14 protein-coding genes and 1 riboswitch are annotated in these 15,338 nt (G+C 44.8%); of the genes, 3 read left to right on the forward strand and 11 right to left on the reverse strand.

Annotated features, from left to right (window positions below; translation table 11 throughout):
• Positions 1-25: 25 nt before the first annotated feature.
• The 9 genes from ACZ5GY_RS07160 to ACZ5GY_RS07200 form a co-directional block, all read right to left on the reverse strand.
• On the reverse strand, positions 26-1,417 hold the full coding sequence (locus tag ACZ5GY_RS07160; protein WP_213690854.1) for an alanine/glycine:cation symporter family protein: 1,392 nt from the start codon (positions 1,415-1,417) through the stop codon (positions 26-28).
• A gap of 286 nt (positions 1,418-1,703) precedes the next feature.
• Positions 1,704-2,855 (reverse strand): glycine/sarcosine/betaine reductase complex component C subunit alpha, encoded by a 1,152-nt coding sequence (gene grdD, locus ACZ5GY_RS07165; RefSeq protein WP_213690853.1) that lies wholly within the window; start codon positions 2,853-2,855, stop codon positions 1,704-1,706.
• 19 nt (positions 2,856-2,874) lie between these two features.
• Positions 2,875-4,404 carry a glycine/sarcosine/betaine reductase complex component C subunit beta gene (grdC, locus tag ACZ5GY_RS07170; protein WP_213690852.1) on the reverse strand — a complete coding sequence of 510 codons (1,530 nt, stop codon included), beginning with the start codon at positions 4,402-4,404 and terminating at the stop codon, positions 2,875-2,877.
• 95 nt (positions 4,405-4,499) lie between these two features.
• Entirely contained in the window at positions 4,500-5,807 is a 1,308-nt protein-coding gene (gene grdB / locus ACZ5GY_RS07175) for a glycine reductase complex selenoprotein B (RefSeq protein WP_213690851.1), read from the reverse strand.
• Positions 5,808-5,832: 25 nt separating this feature from the next.
• A complete protein-coding gene (gene grdA, locus ACZ5GY_RS07180; protein WP_213690850.1) occupies positions 5,833-6,309 on the reverse strand; it encodes a glycine/sarcosine/betaine reductase complex selenoprotein A in 477 nt (158 codons plus the stop codon).
• Positions 6,310-6,364: 55 nt separating this feature from the next.
• Positions 6,365-7,651 (reverse strand): glycine/sarcosine/betaine reductase component B subunit, encoded by a 1,287-nt coding sequence (locus ACZ5GY_RS07185; protein ID WP_213690849.1) that lies wholly within the window; start codon positions 7,649-7,651, stop codon positions 6,365-6,367.
• A gap of 29 nt (positions 7,652-7,680) precedes the next feature.
• Positions 7,681-7,998 carry a thioredoxin family protein gene (locus tag ACZ5GY_RS07190; protein ID WP_213690873.1) on the reverse strand — a complete coding sequence of 106 codons (318 nt, stop codon included), beginning with the start codon at positions 7,996-7,998 and terminating at the stop codon, positions 7,681-7,683.
• Between the two features lie 69 nt (positions 7,999-8,067).
• The gene (locus ACZ5GY_RS07195) at positions 8,068-8,484 is read right to left on the reverse strand and encodes a GrdX family protein (protein WP_213690848.1); all 417 of its coding nucleotides are present in this window, start codon (positions 8,482-8,484) and stop codon (positions 8,068-8,070) included.
• Positions 8,485-8,581: 97 nt separating this feature from the next.
• Positions 8,582-8,697, reverse strand: a riboswitch (glycine riboswitch).
• 189 nt (positions 8,698-8,886) lie between these two features.
• Positions 8,887-10,224 (reverse strand): sodium-dependent transporter, encoded by a 1,338-nt coding sequence (locus tag ACZ5GY_RS07200; RefSeq protein ID WP_213699632.1) that lies wholly within the window; start codon positions 10,222-10,224, stop codon positions 8,887-8,889.
• Positions 10,225-10,501: 277 nt separating this feature from the next.
• Here ACZ5GY_RS07200 and ACZ5GY_RS07205 point away from each other — a divergent pair, with 277 nt between their 5' ends.
• From ACZ5GY_RS07205 to hypE, 3 genes are read left to right on the forward strand one after another with little or no spacing between them, the layout of a single operon-like run.
• Entirely contained in the window at positions 10,502-10,759 is a 258-nt protein-coding gene (locus ACZ5GY_RS07205; RefSeq protein WP_464111705.1) for a HypC/HybG/HupF family hydrogenase formation chaperone, read from the forward strand.
• Positions 10,713-11,891: a hydrogenase formation protein HypD gene (hypD, locus tag ACZ5GY_RS07210; protein WP_307879849.1), complete on the forward strand. Its 1,179-nt coding sequence runs from the start codon at positions 10,713-10,715 to the stop codon at positions 11,889-11,891. Before ACZ5GY_RS07205 ends, hypD begins: the two co-directional genes overlap by 47 nt.
• Before the next feature lie 20 nt (positions 11,892-11,911).
• Positions 11,912-12,838, forward strand: coding sequence for a hydrogenase expression/formation protein HypE (gene hypE / locus ACZ5GY_RS07215; RefSeq protein ID WP_323401630.1), 927 nt, complete (start codon positions 11,912-11,914; stop codon positions 12,836-12,838).
• A 94-nt stretch (positions 12,839-12,932) separates the two neighbouring features.
• Here hypE and ACZ5GY_RS07220 read toward each other — a convergent pair whose 3' ends face one another.
• A complete protein-coding gene (locus tag ACZ5GY_RS07220) occupies positions 12,933-13,718 on the reverse strand; it encodes a TIGR00282 family metallophosphoesterase (protein ID WP_213690869.1) in 786 nt (261 codons plus the stop codon).
• A 12-nt stretch (positions 13,719-13,730) separates the two neighbouring features.
• Positions 13,731-15,272: a ribonuclease Y gene (gene rny, locus ACZ5GY_RS07225; protein ID WP_213690846.1), complete on the reverse strand. Its 1,542-nt coding sequence runs from the start codon at positions 15,270-15,272 to the stop codon at positions 13,731-13,733.
• Positions 15,273-15,338 lie beyond the last annotated feature (66 nt).

Genomic DNA, 15,338 nt, shown 5'->3' on the forward strand with positions numbered 1-15,338 from the left:
AGTATATTTGTCAAATTGTGATAATTTACTCAAGTTCTCCTGATTTTCTCTTGGCATCAAAATCTTTGACAAGACGACGAAGCTCGTTAGAAAGTAAAAGAAGGGCAACAAGGTTAGGGGCAGCCATTAGTCCATTCAATGTATCTGAAAGGTCCCAAAGGTTTGTTAAGAAGGAACTGGCATCCCCGAGGAGGGTTCCACCAGCAGCACCAAGGAATATGAAGATAATCCAGAGCACTTTCATGACAGGAATGACTTTTGGTCCAAAAATGTATGTAGCAGCTGTTTCACCGTACCAATACCAACCAAGAATTGTTGAGAAAGCAAACAATCCCAGTCCTATGGATAAGATCATTGTACCGGTTCCGCCAAGAACAACCTGGAATGCAGAAAGAGAAAGCTGAGCTCCAGAAAGCTCTGGTTTTCCCGTAAGAACGCCGCTGGTAATGATGGCTAAAGATGTAAGAGAACAAATAACGACTGTATCTGTAAAAACTTCGAACAAACCGTACATTCCCTGACGAACTGGGTGATCAACTATAGCGGTAGCGTGAACCATAGGGGCAGAGCCCAAACCGGCTTCGTTTGAAAAGACTCCTCGCGCAATACCCTTTGTAAGGGCCATCTTTATCGTCCAACCCGCTAAAGCTCCAGGCATTGCCATGGGATCACTGAAGGCATACTTAACAGCACTGGCCAATGCTGCCGGAACTTCGCTCGCGTGAGCAAAAACGACAATGATGCCGCCGATAATATAAAAAACAGCCATGAAAGGAACAAGATATGTCGTAACGTCAGAAATACGTTTCAAACCACCAACGATAACAAGAGCCGTCAATACGGCAACTGCAATACCTGTCCAAATCTGAGGGATACCAAAGCCAAGGAAGAATCCTTCAGCTGTGGAGTTTGACTGAACAGCACATCCGATTCCGAAAGAGGCAAGGAATGCAAAAAGAGCGAAAAGCCAAGCAAGCCATTTATATCCGGTACCTTTTTCTAATACATACATGGTACCACCGCGCCAGTTCCCCAAAACATCCTTTTCACGGAAACGGACAGCCAGCGTAACTTCACACATTTTTGTCGTCATACCGAAAACGGCTGAAATGAGCATCCAGAAAAGTGCTCCTGGGCCGCCTAGGTGAAGGGCCGTCGCAACACCGGCGATATTACCGGTTCCAACGGTTGAGGCAAGAGCTGTAGACAGAGCTGCGAAGGAAGAAATCGTACCTTCTCCTTCTTTCTTTTTACCTAAATTACCGAAAACTTCCTTAAACATAAGAACAAAATACCGAATCTGAGGAAAGCCGAGAATCAGGGTCAGGTAAACACCTGTGCCAACTAAAAGAGCCAACATCCACGGCCCCCACACAATACCATTAATTACACCGTTCAGCTTCATAATAGCGTCCATTGATGCAATTCCCCCTTTCACTATGAGAGAGAACATGACTTTTCTCTATTCTTGTCATTCTCTACTCTCTTCACAACACACTCTTTCTCGTGGTGCAAACTTCAAGGAGCGAAAAGCACGTGCTAAACTGAACTTTCTACCACCTCCTACTTTTTGTTAGATTTTAAACAATCTAAAAACTACGAAAATTATATCACTTTTATTTCATAAAAAAAGCGGGAAAACATTAAACTGTTTTCCCGCTTACTCTTTTATTTCAATTTTGAGTCTTCAGTATTACTTGATTCTAGAGATATCCGTTGGCCTTTAATATTTCTTTGGCCTTTTCTGTATACTTTGCCGGTAACTTCACCACTGGGCCTGTACAGCCCATGGCAGACTCGGCGTAGATCTTTTCTTTCCAAAGCACCTTTACGGCATCTTCAATGGAAAGTACGTCTATCCCATGAATTTCATCATCTGTCGGCTCTGCAGGAGGAGGTGTTATCTCCTCTTCTGCAGCCGCAGGTTTGGGCTGCAGGGCCGCAATGATATCGTCAAGTCCAGCACTTTTTGCTTTCGCAATTTCCTCAGCAACAACTGCAGGAAGATTTCCACGAACCGCAGCTGCATTATAAGCTAAGGCATTAGCAATTACAGGAGCACCGGAAGCTCTTGAAATAATGGAAATAACGTGAGGCCAGCCTTCACCAGCTGATGGGCCGTAACCCCAACCGAGAGCCTCATAGGAACCACCTGTGTTAAATGAAGAGAATACCTTCATCAACACGTTACCTGTCAATGTGTCGCTAACACACACATCAACGGCACCAGCAAGGATATCGTTCCCACGAAGGACAGAACCGCCATCCTTACGAATGCTTGTTCCAAAGGTAATATCGTAGCCTTTCTCTTTCAACTGGCTTAAAGCTCTGAAAACAAGCTGAGCTCCTTCTACGTTTAATATACCTACCGTCGGATTCTCTTTACCAATAGACTTGGCAACGGCAATACCGTAAATCGCATTCTTAACCATGGCTTCAACTCTCTGAATAGCAGAAGTACCTGTGGAAGAAGCGATAATCATATCTTTTCCTTTAGCAGGAGTTACAACACGTCCAATAGTTGTTACTCCCATGGGGAAAGGATAGTGCATCGCGACAGCACCCTGTATAACTCCCTCTTTTATGGCTTTCTCCATTGCGGAAGAAACATCTGCCTCACAATTAGGAGTTTCAATCCATTCAAGCTCATCATATCCATCCACTTTGGGACCGATCATAACGACCTTGACGTTGGGATACTGTGCCTGAGCCAGAACACCAGCTTTCGCCAGCTCTTCTCCTCCATGTTCACTTCCAGTAGCCATAAGTCCTACGCTGATGCGAGGACCGCCACTTTTAGCTGTTTCAACTATTTCGGAGAGAGCCTCCCCGACTAGACGCCTGATTTCACTCATACTGCTCACCTCGCTCCTACTACTGGAGCTTTTCCGTGATCTCAGAAAGAACCTCGAGAATCAGCGCTTTAACATCTTCCTTGCTCACGGCAGCTCCAGCACCACCGCTGCTCGGCTCGATAAGGAAGGAAGCTCCGTCAGCCAGGTTGGTCAAACGTGCAAGGAACAAACTTCCCTTACCGATGATCATTACCCGGTTCATAGAACCCTCTTTAATGGCTTCGCAAGCTGGGCCAACGAAAGGAACTCCAGAAGGGATATGTCCCTGTGTATGGGCATATCCAACGAGACCTTTCTCTTTTACGAAGTTCATCATGTCGGCTTTCTCAATAACTTTCTTCATAACAGCTAACGCAGCAATCATTTTTGTGCTTGCAAGAGGCACGTCGCCGGCGCCGGCAGGAAGTGTTATTTCAGGTGTGTGAAGTTCAGCTGCAAACTTATCTACATCTGTAAATGTCAAACCAATTTTCTGCAAAGGCTCGAAAACGAGGGCAGAGGTAACAGCCTGGGGGGAAGCTCCGGAACCTACAGAGTGCTTACCCACAGCATCAAGGCGAATTACTGGATTTGTACCATCATCGGGCACAAGCATAATTGCAAAGTTTCCAAGGCAATCTTCCAGTGCAGGCATTCCCTTTTTAACATGGTCGCGGCTGTTCATGTAAAGCTTAGGAATAGCTCCACCAGCGAGCACGACACAGTTTTTACGAAGACCGGAAGCAACCTGTGATGCCGCTGCAAGCATAGCATTAACAGGGCCAGCACAGAATCCACGAACGTCACATCCACTTGCATTTACACAGCCTGCGATTTCAGCAACAGATTTTGCAAAGTTGCCGCCGCCACGCTGGTTCATATCTCCGGCAGCCTCTTCAGAACACTCGATAACAAAATCGATTTCCTCAGGAGCAACGCCTGTATTTTCCAACATGTGAAGAAGGGCCAATACTCCGCCAGCCTTACAAGCTAAATTTTCAAGTAATACGTAGGCGAAAAGGCACTCGTCAACCTCGTGACCGTTACGTGCGCATCCTACAACTTTATTGTCAAAATAGAGAGGCAAAGCTAAATGATCTTTCACTTCTGTCTCTATTTCGGAAAGGTCGTGTCCTGCCTCAAGACGGGCAAGAACATGATCATTAATTATTGGATCCTGGGCGAGCTTCTCTTTTACGCTGGCTGCAAAACCTTTCTCAAGCCAAATAATATCGAAGACGTCGCATATATCCATGAGTCCAAGGAATTCATCCTCGGGCATGATTTCACCAAACTTGCCATAACGGCTTGAACCTGTTAAACGATTTTCATACCAGGGCTGTTTCTTGGCTTCATACTCGGAAAGAGGGAAACCGCCAATATAAGCCTGGTTGGGAGCATAATCTCTTGCATCCTCAAAGGACTGCATATGTTCCGGTAAATTTTTTAAATACTCACTCTCTCCTTTATGATGGTGCCTCTCAACGTAAGGGGTGTTCCCATAATGGAGACCCAGTTCGGGGACGTGGTTCAGGCAGTAAGCGTAACCTTTAATACCAACACTGGACATGGCTGCAAAAACCTCCTCAATTAACAATCTTTCTTTATTATTCTACAATAAGAGATAGGCCCAGGGATTACCCTGGGCCCTGATTACAGACGTTACTAGTCTGTGAAAACTGTCTGATCGTCGACTTCTGTCTGAAGGGCTTTCAGAGCTTTCTCTACGAGATGCCGACGAATTGCTTTTTCTTCCTCGAAAGGCTTTGTTGGGTCACCCAGGGGGTGAGGAATGGCAACAGCTGGAACGATTCTGTTAGCACCAACAGTCAAGGAAATAGGAACGATTGTACAAACGTGAACGACTGGAAGACCAGCGCGCTCAATTTCTTTTACCATCGTTGCACCGCAACGAGTACAAGTTCCTCAGGTGGATGTTAATATTACCGCATCGACGCCGTCTTTCTTTAATTTTTCAGCAATTTCGGCACCGAAACGTTTTGCGCTGGCTACGGCAGTACCGTTACCAACTGTTGTATAGAATTTATTGTGAAGCTTTTTAAATACTCCGGCTTTTTCCATCTCTCTCAGTACGTCAACAGGAAGAACTCTGTCGGCATCCTGGTCAGCATAGGTAGCGTCATAGCCACCGTGGGCTGTGCAGTAAGCTTCAGCTGTAAGGTCATCTACGCCGGTAATATCATATTCGCCATATTTGCTGGCACTGGAAGCCTCGATATGATCAGGGTTTCCTTTGGGGCAAATACCACCAGATGTAACAATAGCAACAGTGGCATTTTTAAGGTCTTTAATGGCAGGGTTTGGAGCTACTCTGTCAAAGACAGGCATTGCATATTCAGTTGTGAAAGGTTTGCCCTGCATTTTTGCTACAAACATGTCAACAGCGCGCTCGGCAGCAAGTTTCTCATAGAACTTGTTGATTCGAACACCGCGCTCAATGTAGCCTTCCTCTGTGGGCAGACCAATTTTCTCTCCCTTAAGCTGTTTGAGAAGAAGAGCAGCCATTGCAGGCACTGCTTTACCCATTCCGCGAGCACTGTCAGCAGCCTCTACGATGAAAAGGTTCTTTCTATACATCTCAACGCCGGGGTTTTCAGGATACATGGCGGAAACGACAGGAACGCCAAGCTCTTTGGAAACTGCGGAACAAATAGCGCCGCAAGCTGTGCCATAACGTCCAGCGTTAAAAGCAGGGCCAGCTATAAAAGCATCGGCATTGCTCTTTTTCACCATATCAAGAATCGTCTTTGTTGCTTCTTCCATATTGGAAGCAAAGTATGTATCTCCACAGACAACGGTGGCGACTATTTCGGCTTCTCCTTTAAATGCTGCATTAAGGGCCATACCAGGGCCTACTACACCTTCACGAAGCTCTGGTAAATAATCAGCCTTCTCCTCACCGCCAATACCTGCAAAGAACTGATTTATATAATGAACGACACGGTAAGTCATATGTACCCCTCCTTTCTATAAGGATTTATAATGTATGCTTACTAAATTCTTCGCGCATAGATTTTACAGCAGCAGAAAGTGCCTCGGGGTCGAGAACCATTTCCATCATGCTGATCTGATCTTCCCAAGCCGCTTCATCGGCTTCATCGCGAATTTCCTGTTCAAATACGTGGTATACTGCGAGTCCCAACGGAACTCCAGCCAAAGGACCAGCGAAAGTAGGATCACCGTTTGTTACTGTTTCAGCGTAAATCTCAGCGCCTTCTGCATCAGAAGAACCAAGAATTACTACTACGTTTTCGGCTCCATACTTTTCAGCAGCATCTTTAACACGCTGCTGGTTCTGCAAGTCCATGGCTCCTGCAGCCGTTCAGACGAAACACTCGGTCACTGAGAAGACAACCTCAGCGCCGCTATCTTTGAAGCATGCTTCCATGGCAGGTCCTGGAACGCCATCGCGCTCGCCAAGAAGAAGAACTTTTTTTCCAGCCAATTTGCCCATGCTTCGCACCTCCTTTTTAGTCTTTTTTATAAGGAACTTCCTACACTACTGAAAACTAGATTGTGTAGGCTCCAAGTTTCGTGTAACCAAGCTCACTTGTAGCGCCGAGGATAGCCTGCAACTCAACGGTAATTGTGCCGTCTTCAGCAAGGGAACCCTGCCAGCCGCCAGCGATAGTGTTGGCTTCTTCAGGAATGCCGATAACTCTCTCCATTGGAGGAAGTACGATAACTTCGTTAGCGTTACCAGCTGTTACACAGGCATCGCCCTCTTTGCAGGAGTCTGCAAGAGACTGGCTTGCGCCGTCCTGACCAGCATATTCGTCAGTAAGAAGAGTGGTCTTGATTCCGGCGCGCTCGGCTTTCCAGCAATTCATGATAAGGTCGGCATCGGGGTTACCAAAGCCTTCCTCAGAGATAAGAACGCCGTCTACGCCAAGTGTCTTCGCAAGTTTGACAGCATAGGAAGAGCTTCTCTTCTTATCGGCCAAGGTTACGTTCTCATTGGTGATGATGCAGCCGATGAAGTTGAAATCTTTTCCGTGGCGATCAAACATGGATTTGATGACAGGGTTGTTGAGGTGAACATAGGAGTTGTTCTTATCGCAAGCGGAAACGCAGTTTCCGGAAACGATAGCGCCATCAAAAACTTCTGTCGGGTTGATGAATGTGGGAAGAATTTTCTTGGCGTCTACACCGTAAACATAGGTATCGTGAAGAAGTCCCTGAGACTGAAGCATATAGAGGTATGCTACTTTAGGAAGCTCAGGATAGGCATGCATAGCTTCGTTGAAGGAAGGAAGCTCGTAAGTCTCGACCTCGTCAGCTTTTGCTTCCTTGCAGCTCTGGGCAAGGTAAGCAGCGGTCTTAAGGCCAGCCATACGGCATGCTGCTTCATGATCGTGTTTCTCAAGATCATCAACGGGAGTAAGAACAAGTACGACGTTGTTGGTCTGAGAATAAGGAGTATACTCCGCACCAGGACCCATCATATCAATGATGCCTTCCTGGAAACGAACTATTTTTCCCGTTGTTACAACGGCAGCACCTTTTAACACGAGAGTCTTGCCCTCGCCGACGGTGTCTACATCGCCGATGAAACCGGGGAATACTTCGTTAGAGCCTTCGAGTTTGCAACGAGGCTCAACAACATCCTTCACTGGAAGGATACGTACGCTCTCGCCGGGCATAGCAAGATCAACATCAATTTTAGCAAGACGCTCGTCATCGGAAAGCTTTGCAATAAGCTCTTCTTTGTTGACATAGAGAACGCCGTCTTTTACTGTTGTCTTGTCTCCCCATGCAAGTTTACTAACTTTTACGTTATGGAGTTCTAATTTCAAATGACTCCCCCCCTTTTTCGCGGATTCGCTTACAGTAATTTCTCTACATTTTCCTTGATTTTCTCAAGGGTAACCTCAGCACCGCTAATACGTGCAACCTCTTTGCCATCTTTCCAGAAAAGGAATGTGGGTAATCCCATCACCCTATTGTTGATAGCTACACGACGGTTCTGAGAAACATCAACAGAAGTGAACTTGACTTTTCCTTCAAACTCCTCGGCCATTTTATGTACGTTGGGAAGAAGGGCCATACAAGGACCACACTTAGGGCCCCAAAAGTCGACGAGTACAGGGAGACTGCTCTCCTTTACCTCTGCATCGAAATTCTCTTTCGTCAATTCGACCATTGCCATTCAACTTCACCTCCTTTCAGAAAAAGTTAAAAATCTCACTAACACGACAACACTAACCCCTATTTATCTCTGCTCATCCCCAGCAGAGAAAAACATTGAATACTTATTCAGACTTTCTTTAATAAGTTCCTTATCAAGAAATGAGAAATCATCTATCATTTCCTCTGATAGAGACGAGACTTTTAGTATCCTCTCTCCACAAGAACGATAAATCGAAAGAGCGTTTTCTATAAGCTCAAGGGAATATGTATCTACTTGACGTACAGAATTTTCACTTGGAGCTTCTAAAAGAAGGGAACGGAAAGGATGCTGATAGGGGCGCAAATTACCATAAAGCGGATGTGACAAAAGAACCCATCCTTGATGGATATAATCACGAGCTACAACCAAAACGTCGAATGACGATCCTTCTACACATTCGACATTTTTCACTCTCTTACAAAGAGTTTTATTATTTGTTACGAGGAGCTTGCGACCCATATACACTGCCTCCTATATCGATTCTATAGGTAAGACAATCTCTGTCGCATAGCCCAATCTGGCTCTATGAAAAGAGCGGCTAACTCTTCCAGAGACCCGTCCAGTCGCAATCCTTGTGCCTGAGAGTTTCCATTTTAAGGTTCCTACACCTAAAAACATTGCCCCTTCGGCGCCCCTCTACCATAGTAAAAAGGACTCTCTTGCGACCTTCCTCCGGCAATCTGTTATGATTCTACACTATAAGTGATGATAGTCAAGGCCCTTGTGAAAAATGAAACTTTCATCCTATTCACATAAATATACAAAATACAGGGGGAATTATTCTCCCCCCTGTTATCTTTACTTTAAGCAGCTATTGTCAAAACCCGCTGCTGATTTCACTTTTATTACCTTACTACTCTTTTACCATTTCAACCCCTGCCAGAAAATGATAGCAATGGCTATTGGGGCAACAGTTCTACATATCCAAATCCATACATCCATCAGACCAAATTGATATGTGCCATCGTTGCTAACCTCTTTACGCGCAGTCTCTGTCCAGACCCAGCCAACAAAAAGGGCAATGAAGAGTCCACCTAAAGGTAACAACACGTTAGAAGCCAAAAAGTCCGCCGCATCAAGGAAATCTTTTCCCGCAACTTTCAAATTGCCTGCAAGAGAAATTGCAGAAGGAATACCCAACAGGAAAATTGTCAGTCCCATAAGCAACGCAGCCTTGGGTCGTCCCCATCCCATTTCATCGATAAAGTAAGCAGAAACCACTTCAAGCAAAGAAATAGCAGACGTTAGCGCCGCTATGAAGAGAAGCAAAAAGAATAGTGATGACCAAATGGGACCACCAGGCATCTGAGAAAAGACAGATGGCAACGTAACAAATGTAAGCCCCGGGCCAGCTCCGGCTTCGACACCAAATGCAAAAACTGCCGGGAAAATAACGAGACCAGCAAGTAAGGCTACCATTGTGTCGATAAAGCATATCTGACCAACAGCACTTGGTATTGTCGTATTTCTCGTCAAATAGCTGCCATACGTAATCATACATCCCATGCCAAGAGAAAGAGAGAAGAAAGCCTGACCTAACGCTGCCAAGAAAGTATCTCCGGTAATTTTCGACATGTCGGGTTTAAGATAGAATTCAAGCCCTTTTCCTGCGCCTTCAAGAGTCACAGAACGAACAATAAGAATCAAAAGAATTACAAAAAGCGCTGGCATCAACACTTTACAATACTTTTCAATTCCTTCGCCTATACCACGATAGACAACCCAAATAGTTACTATCATAAAAAGCGCTTGGAACATAATAACTTGTGGCGTATTTGTTACGAAACCGCCAAATACATCTCCAGCCTTGCCAGCAGCTCCTGCTTCCATGAGCCCTGTCCATGAGCTAATAAAGTATTTAATAGTCCAACCGCCAATAACTCCGTAATAAGACAAAATAATAAACCCTGCAGCGACACCCATCCAGCCAACGATCGGCCAAGCTCCACCTTTTAATTTTTTAAATGACCCTACAGCATTCAACTGAGCGCGACGTCCAATGGCTACCTCTGCAAGCATAACGGAGAAGCCGATAACAAAAACAAGTGCAACATAAATAAGAACAAAAGCTCCTCCACCATTTTGGCCGGTGATATAAGGGAAACGCCAAATGTTTCCCAAACCAACGGCTGAACCAGCGGCCGCAAGAATAAAACCTATTCTACTTCCCCACTGTTCTCTCTCTCCATTGTTACTCATCTTCCATATAACCCCCCTTTTCATCTGACTACTAAAAACTTTTGTAACATTCGACTCTCACTCTATTTTTTCCTCTTCCACCTCCCCACACTCAACAACTAAATTTGAAAATACTCAAGATTGGCATTATTCAAGATATACGATAATGTACTTCAATTATACATCAAGAGGTTAATAATTGTAGCCCTTAAATGAAAATAAAATGATCAAAAATTCTTTTATTTTTTCTGTCCATTGCATAAGAAATGATATAGAGTAGAATTATATGTCGGAAGGAGTGATAGACGAGATGTGTCTTGCTGTTCCTCACACAATAGAAAAATTCTTAGGTGAAAACAAAGCGTTAGCCAACACAGGTTCCGTTCAGGTTGAAGTTCGTACAGACTTGTTAGACTCTGTTGAAATAGGAGATACCGTTCTGGTACATGCGGGTTTTGCTATTGAAAAACTAGAAAAAGACGATTCAATAGAGTTGCGGGCCCTTTGGGATGAAATTTATCAATATGCCGAACAGAGCCATGCAAAAGTCCGATAAAAAATCCAACCCCTTCAAGGCCTCTTTTACAGCTCAACATGTAATAGAAGCCATCGGCCAGAGAATTTCAAAACCATTAACTTTTATGGAAGTATGCGGAACACATACAGTCTCTATATTCCGTTCAGGAATCCGCTCTCTTCTTCCTGAAGAGTTATCTCTTGTATCTGGACCGGGATGTCCCGTCTGTGTGACAGATCAAGGAGAGATCGATTGCGCCATAGACATTCTTGACATGCCACAAATCACAGTAGCAACCTACGGAGATATGCTTCGTGTTCCTGGAACCAAGAGCTCTCTCTCCGAGAGAAAAAGCGAGGGGAAGGATGTTCGACTGGTAACAAGCGCAGCTCAGGCTTTATCCATTGCAGAAAATAACCCCGAACGAGAAGTTGTTTTTTTGGCTGTGGGTTTTGAAACAACTGCTCCAGCAACCGCAGCTACCGTTCTCGAAGCGCGCGAAAAGAACATTTCAAATTTCTCTATTCTGAGTTATCACAAACAAACACCTCCCGTTTTGGAGCAATTAGTTCAAGATCCAGACCTGAAAATAGATGGTTTTATTCTTCCTGGTCACGTCAGTGTTATTCTCGGACACAACGCCTATCGGTTCATTGCCCAAAAATATAAAATTCCTTGTGCTATTGCCGGATTCGAACCAATGGATATTCTTTTGGCCATTGCTGACCTTGTCTTTCAACATGCAAATGGTCAGGCTGTTTTACACTCTCTCTATCCACGAGCTGTCCGACCAGAAGGCAATCAAAAAGCTCTTTCAATGATAGACCGGGTATTTACACCCTGCTCTGCTCGATGGAGAGGCTTGGGAGAAATTCCTCTCTCCGGATATATGCTTAAGGAAGAGTTTTCATCGTTTGATACCCTTCTTCGGTTTCAAATAACACTTACATCACCGCCTCCTCCTGCAGGATGCCGTTGTGGTGATGTTTTAGCAGGGCATATACGTCCATTGGAATGCCCTCTTTTCGCTAAACGATGCACACCTATGACTCCCGTTGGACCATGTATGGTCTCAAGTGAAGGGTCTTGCTCTGCATACTACAAATATAATAGAGGAGGTGAATCTCCCTGGAAAAAGTCACACTTGGCCACGGAAGTGGCGGACGATTAACTCAAGATCTTATACAGGTCATTCTTTCCGTCTTTCCTAAAAAAAATCTTACGTCAGATCTTGAAGATTGTGCTCTTATCTGGGAGAAGATTGGTGTAACCATTGATAGCTTTACTGTTTCGCCTCGAGATTTTCCAGGTGGGGATATTGGAGAGCTTGCAATCTGCGGAAGTGCAAATGACTTAGCCGTTCGTGGGGTTAAACCTCAATTTATAACGATGAGTGTTGTTGCAGAAGAAGGTCTTCATATAGATGAACTCACACGATATATGAAAAGTGCCTCTTCGATATGCCAAAAACTCGGCATTCAGCTTGTAGCAGGGGACACTAAAGTAGTTCCCAAGGGACACGTTGAAGGTCTTTTCATAACAACATGCGCTGTTGGAGAAAGAGTTACACCTGCTCCGTTGGGGATGAATCTTCTCCAGCCAGGCGATACGATTATCGTTAGCACATCTATAGGACGACACGGTGCAGCAATAGGAGCAAGCCGTTTTGATCTTAATCCGGAAGACCTGAAAAGTGATTGTGCTCCTCTTTGGCCAGCATTGGAACCACTGCTCAAAATTGATGGGTTACGCTGTATGCGTGACTGCACCCGAGGGGGGCTGGGTACGGTTATGTGCGAATGGGCCGAAGGACGACAATTAGGAGTAACACTCTCAGAAGAGGGCATTCCTATTCGTTCATCAGTGCAGTCTGTCTGTGATATTTTAGGTTTTGATCCGCTTTATTTGGCGTGTGAAGGATGTGCAGCCATAGGAGTTGACCCGAAAGACACAGATAAGGTATTGAATATTTTACGGGAAAACCCTCTTTGCCAAGAAGCCTCAATAATAGGCAGTGTCACTGAAGAACATAAGGGAATGGTTGCTCTTCAGACAAAAATTGGTGGTATGCGAGTAGTGGATATGCCAGTAGGCGAAATGTTGCCCCGTATCTGCTAAGACAACAAATTATTAAATTTACATGATTACAAAAGGGAGGAGCTTTTGAAAGCTCCTCCCTTTTGTTTTATTAATCAATTTTTTTATTATCTTATTAGTTTTCTTCGTCTAATACTCGTACTATTCTTTCTATGTGTGTAGCTTTTTTAGTCTCTGTGTCGATATCAATAAGCACAGCATTAAGACGCAAATCGTCGCTGGCCACTTGAAATCGAGAGGGGAGACCTGTAAGGAATTTTGGCAAAACACTTTCTAACGTCATACCAATAGCGCTGTGATGCGCACCTGTCATTCCTACATCAGAAATATATGCTGTTCCTTTTGGTAGAATTTCTTCGTCAGCTGTCTGTACGTGAGTATGGGTTCCAAGAAAAGCTGAAACTCTGCCATCAAGATAAAAACCTAAAACCCTCTTTTCAGATGTTGCCTCTGCGTGAAAATCAATTAGGGTGGGAACATCGGCAAAATCTTCTAAAATTTCATCAGCCTTACGAAAAGGACAATCAGTATCAGGCATAAAAACCCGACCCTGCAAATTTATAAGGCCAAGCTTCAATCCTCGTTTCGAAAGAACAGTCACTCCTATTCCAGGACACCCTGGCGGATAGTTAGCAGGCCGCACTATTCGAGTTTCTTCGTCTAAAACTGTGTAAAAATCAGACCTATCCCAAATATGATTTCCTGATGTAATACCATCTACTCCTGCATCAAAGAACTCGTCTTTGATTTTCTCCGTCAAGCCCTTTCCAGCAGCAGCATTTTCACCATTAACAATGACAAAATCAATCTTCGAAAATTCTTTCTTAAGAAGAGGCAACTGGGTCAAAAAAGTTTTTCGACCCGGTCGCCCCACTATATCTCCAACGAAAAGTATTCTCATCATCGCAAATGCCTACTTCGCATATTCTGTTGCCCGAACCTCACGTGTTACCGTGACTTTGATCTGGCCTGGATATTTCATCTCTTCTTCGATCTTACGGGCGATATCATAGGCTATTTTATAAACAACGCCTTCATCCGTCACATTGGGAGAGACCACAACGCGAACTTCACGTCCAGCCTGTATAGCGAATGCTTTACTTACTCCCTTGAAAGATTTCGCTACTTCCTCCAGCTTTTCGAGTCTGCGTATATATGCGTCAAGGCTTTCTCTTCTAGCTCCCGGACGAGATGCGCTCACAGCATCTGCAGCAGCAACAATAACGTCAAACACCGACTGCTGCTCTACATCTTCATGATGTGCCGCGATAGCATTTATGATTTCTGGAGATTCGCCATACCGTTTCGCCAAGTCTGCTCCGATAAGGGCGTGAGGCCCCTCTATCTGATGGTCCACAGCCTTCCCTATATCATGCAACAAACCGGCTCGTCTGGCCAACTCCTCATCAACACCCAATTCAGCAGCGATAATACCCGATAAGTGTGATACTTCAAGGCTATGCTGTAAGGCATTTTGTCCGTAGCTATATCGATATCGCAATTGACCTATAAGGCGAATAAGCTCATCGTGCATATTTTTAACGCCTGTTTCCAAAAGGGCGGTTTCTCCAGCTTCAAGTATCTGCTCATCAACATCTTTTGTTGCCTTTTCCACCAGTTCTTCGATCCGGGCAGGATGAATCCTTCCATCGGCAACAAGTCTTTCGAGAGAAAGACGTGCAACCTCTCTTCGTACAGGATCAAAACTGCTCAAAGTCACAGCTTCTGGCGTGTCATCAACAATAAGATCTACGCCTGTCAAGGTTTCAAAGGAACGAATATTTCGTCCTTCACGGCCAATAATACGTCCCTTCATTTCATCAGAAGGCAGAGGCACGACACTCACGGCGACTTCCGATGTCTGTTCAACAGCACAACGTTGGATAGCCGTCGCAAGAACTTCTTTCCCCTTTTTCTCCGCTTCTCGCCGCGTTCGTTCCTCTAAATCTTTCATAAGCATGCCCAAATCATGCTGCATATCGTCTTCTGTCTCTTTAAGAAGAATCTGACGGGCCTCTTCTCTCGACATTTGAGCAATCTCTTCAAGGCGTTTAACCTGTTCCTGTCGAACAAGCTCTACCTCGGCAGACTGTTTCTCTATATCGTCTTTACGTTGACGAAGTTCTTCCTCTTTGTGACCAATCCGGTCCATCTTTTTATCAAGATTTTCTTCTTTTTGCTCAAGGCGTCGTTCTGCTCTTTGAAGTTCCAAGCGACGCTCCTTACTTTCCCGTTCAACTTCCTGACGAAGTTTATACGCTTCTTCGCGAGCCTCCGCCAACTTCTCCCGTTTACGCTGTTCCCCCTCTTGAAGAGCCTCTTTAAGAATTGTTTCTGCTCGTAATTTGGCATTTTCAAGATGTTTGGCTCCAATAGTCTTTGAAAGCATGAACCCTGCTGCAACTCCAGCAGCAAGGCCAGCAGCTATTCCTATAATAGCAGTCATCATTTGCATAATTGGCCTATCACTCCTCATTTTATTATCAAGGTGCTGATCAGTAACATTTTAAGACCGCACACG

The organism is Aminobacterium thunnarium (assembly GCF_055390565.1).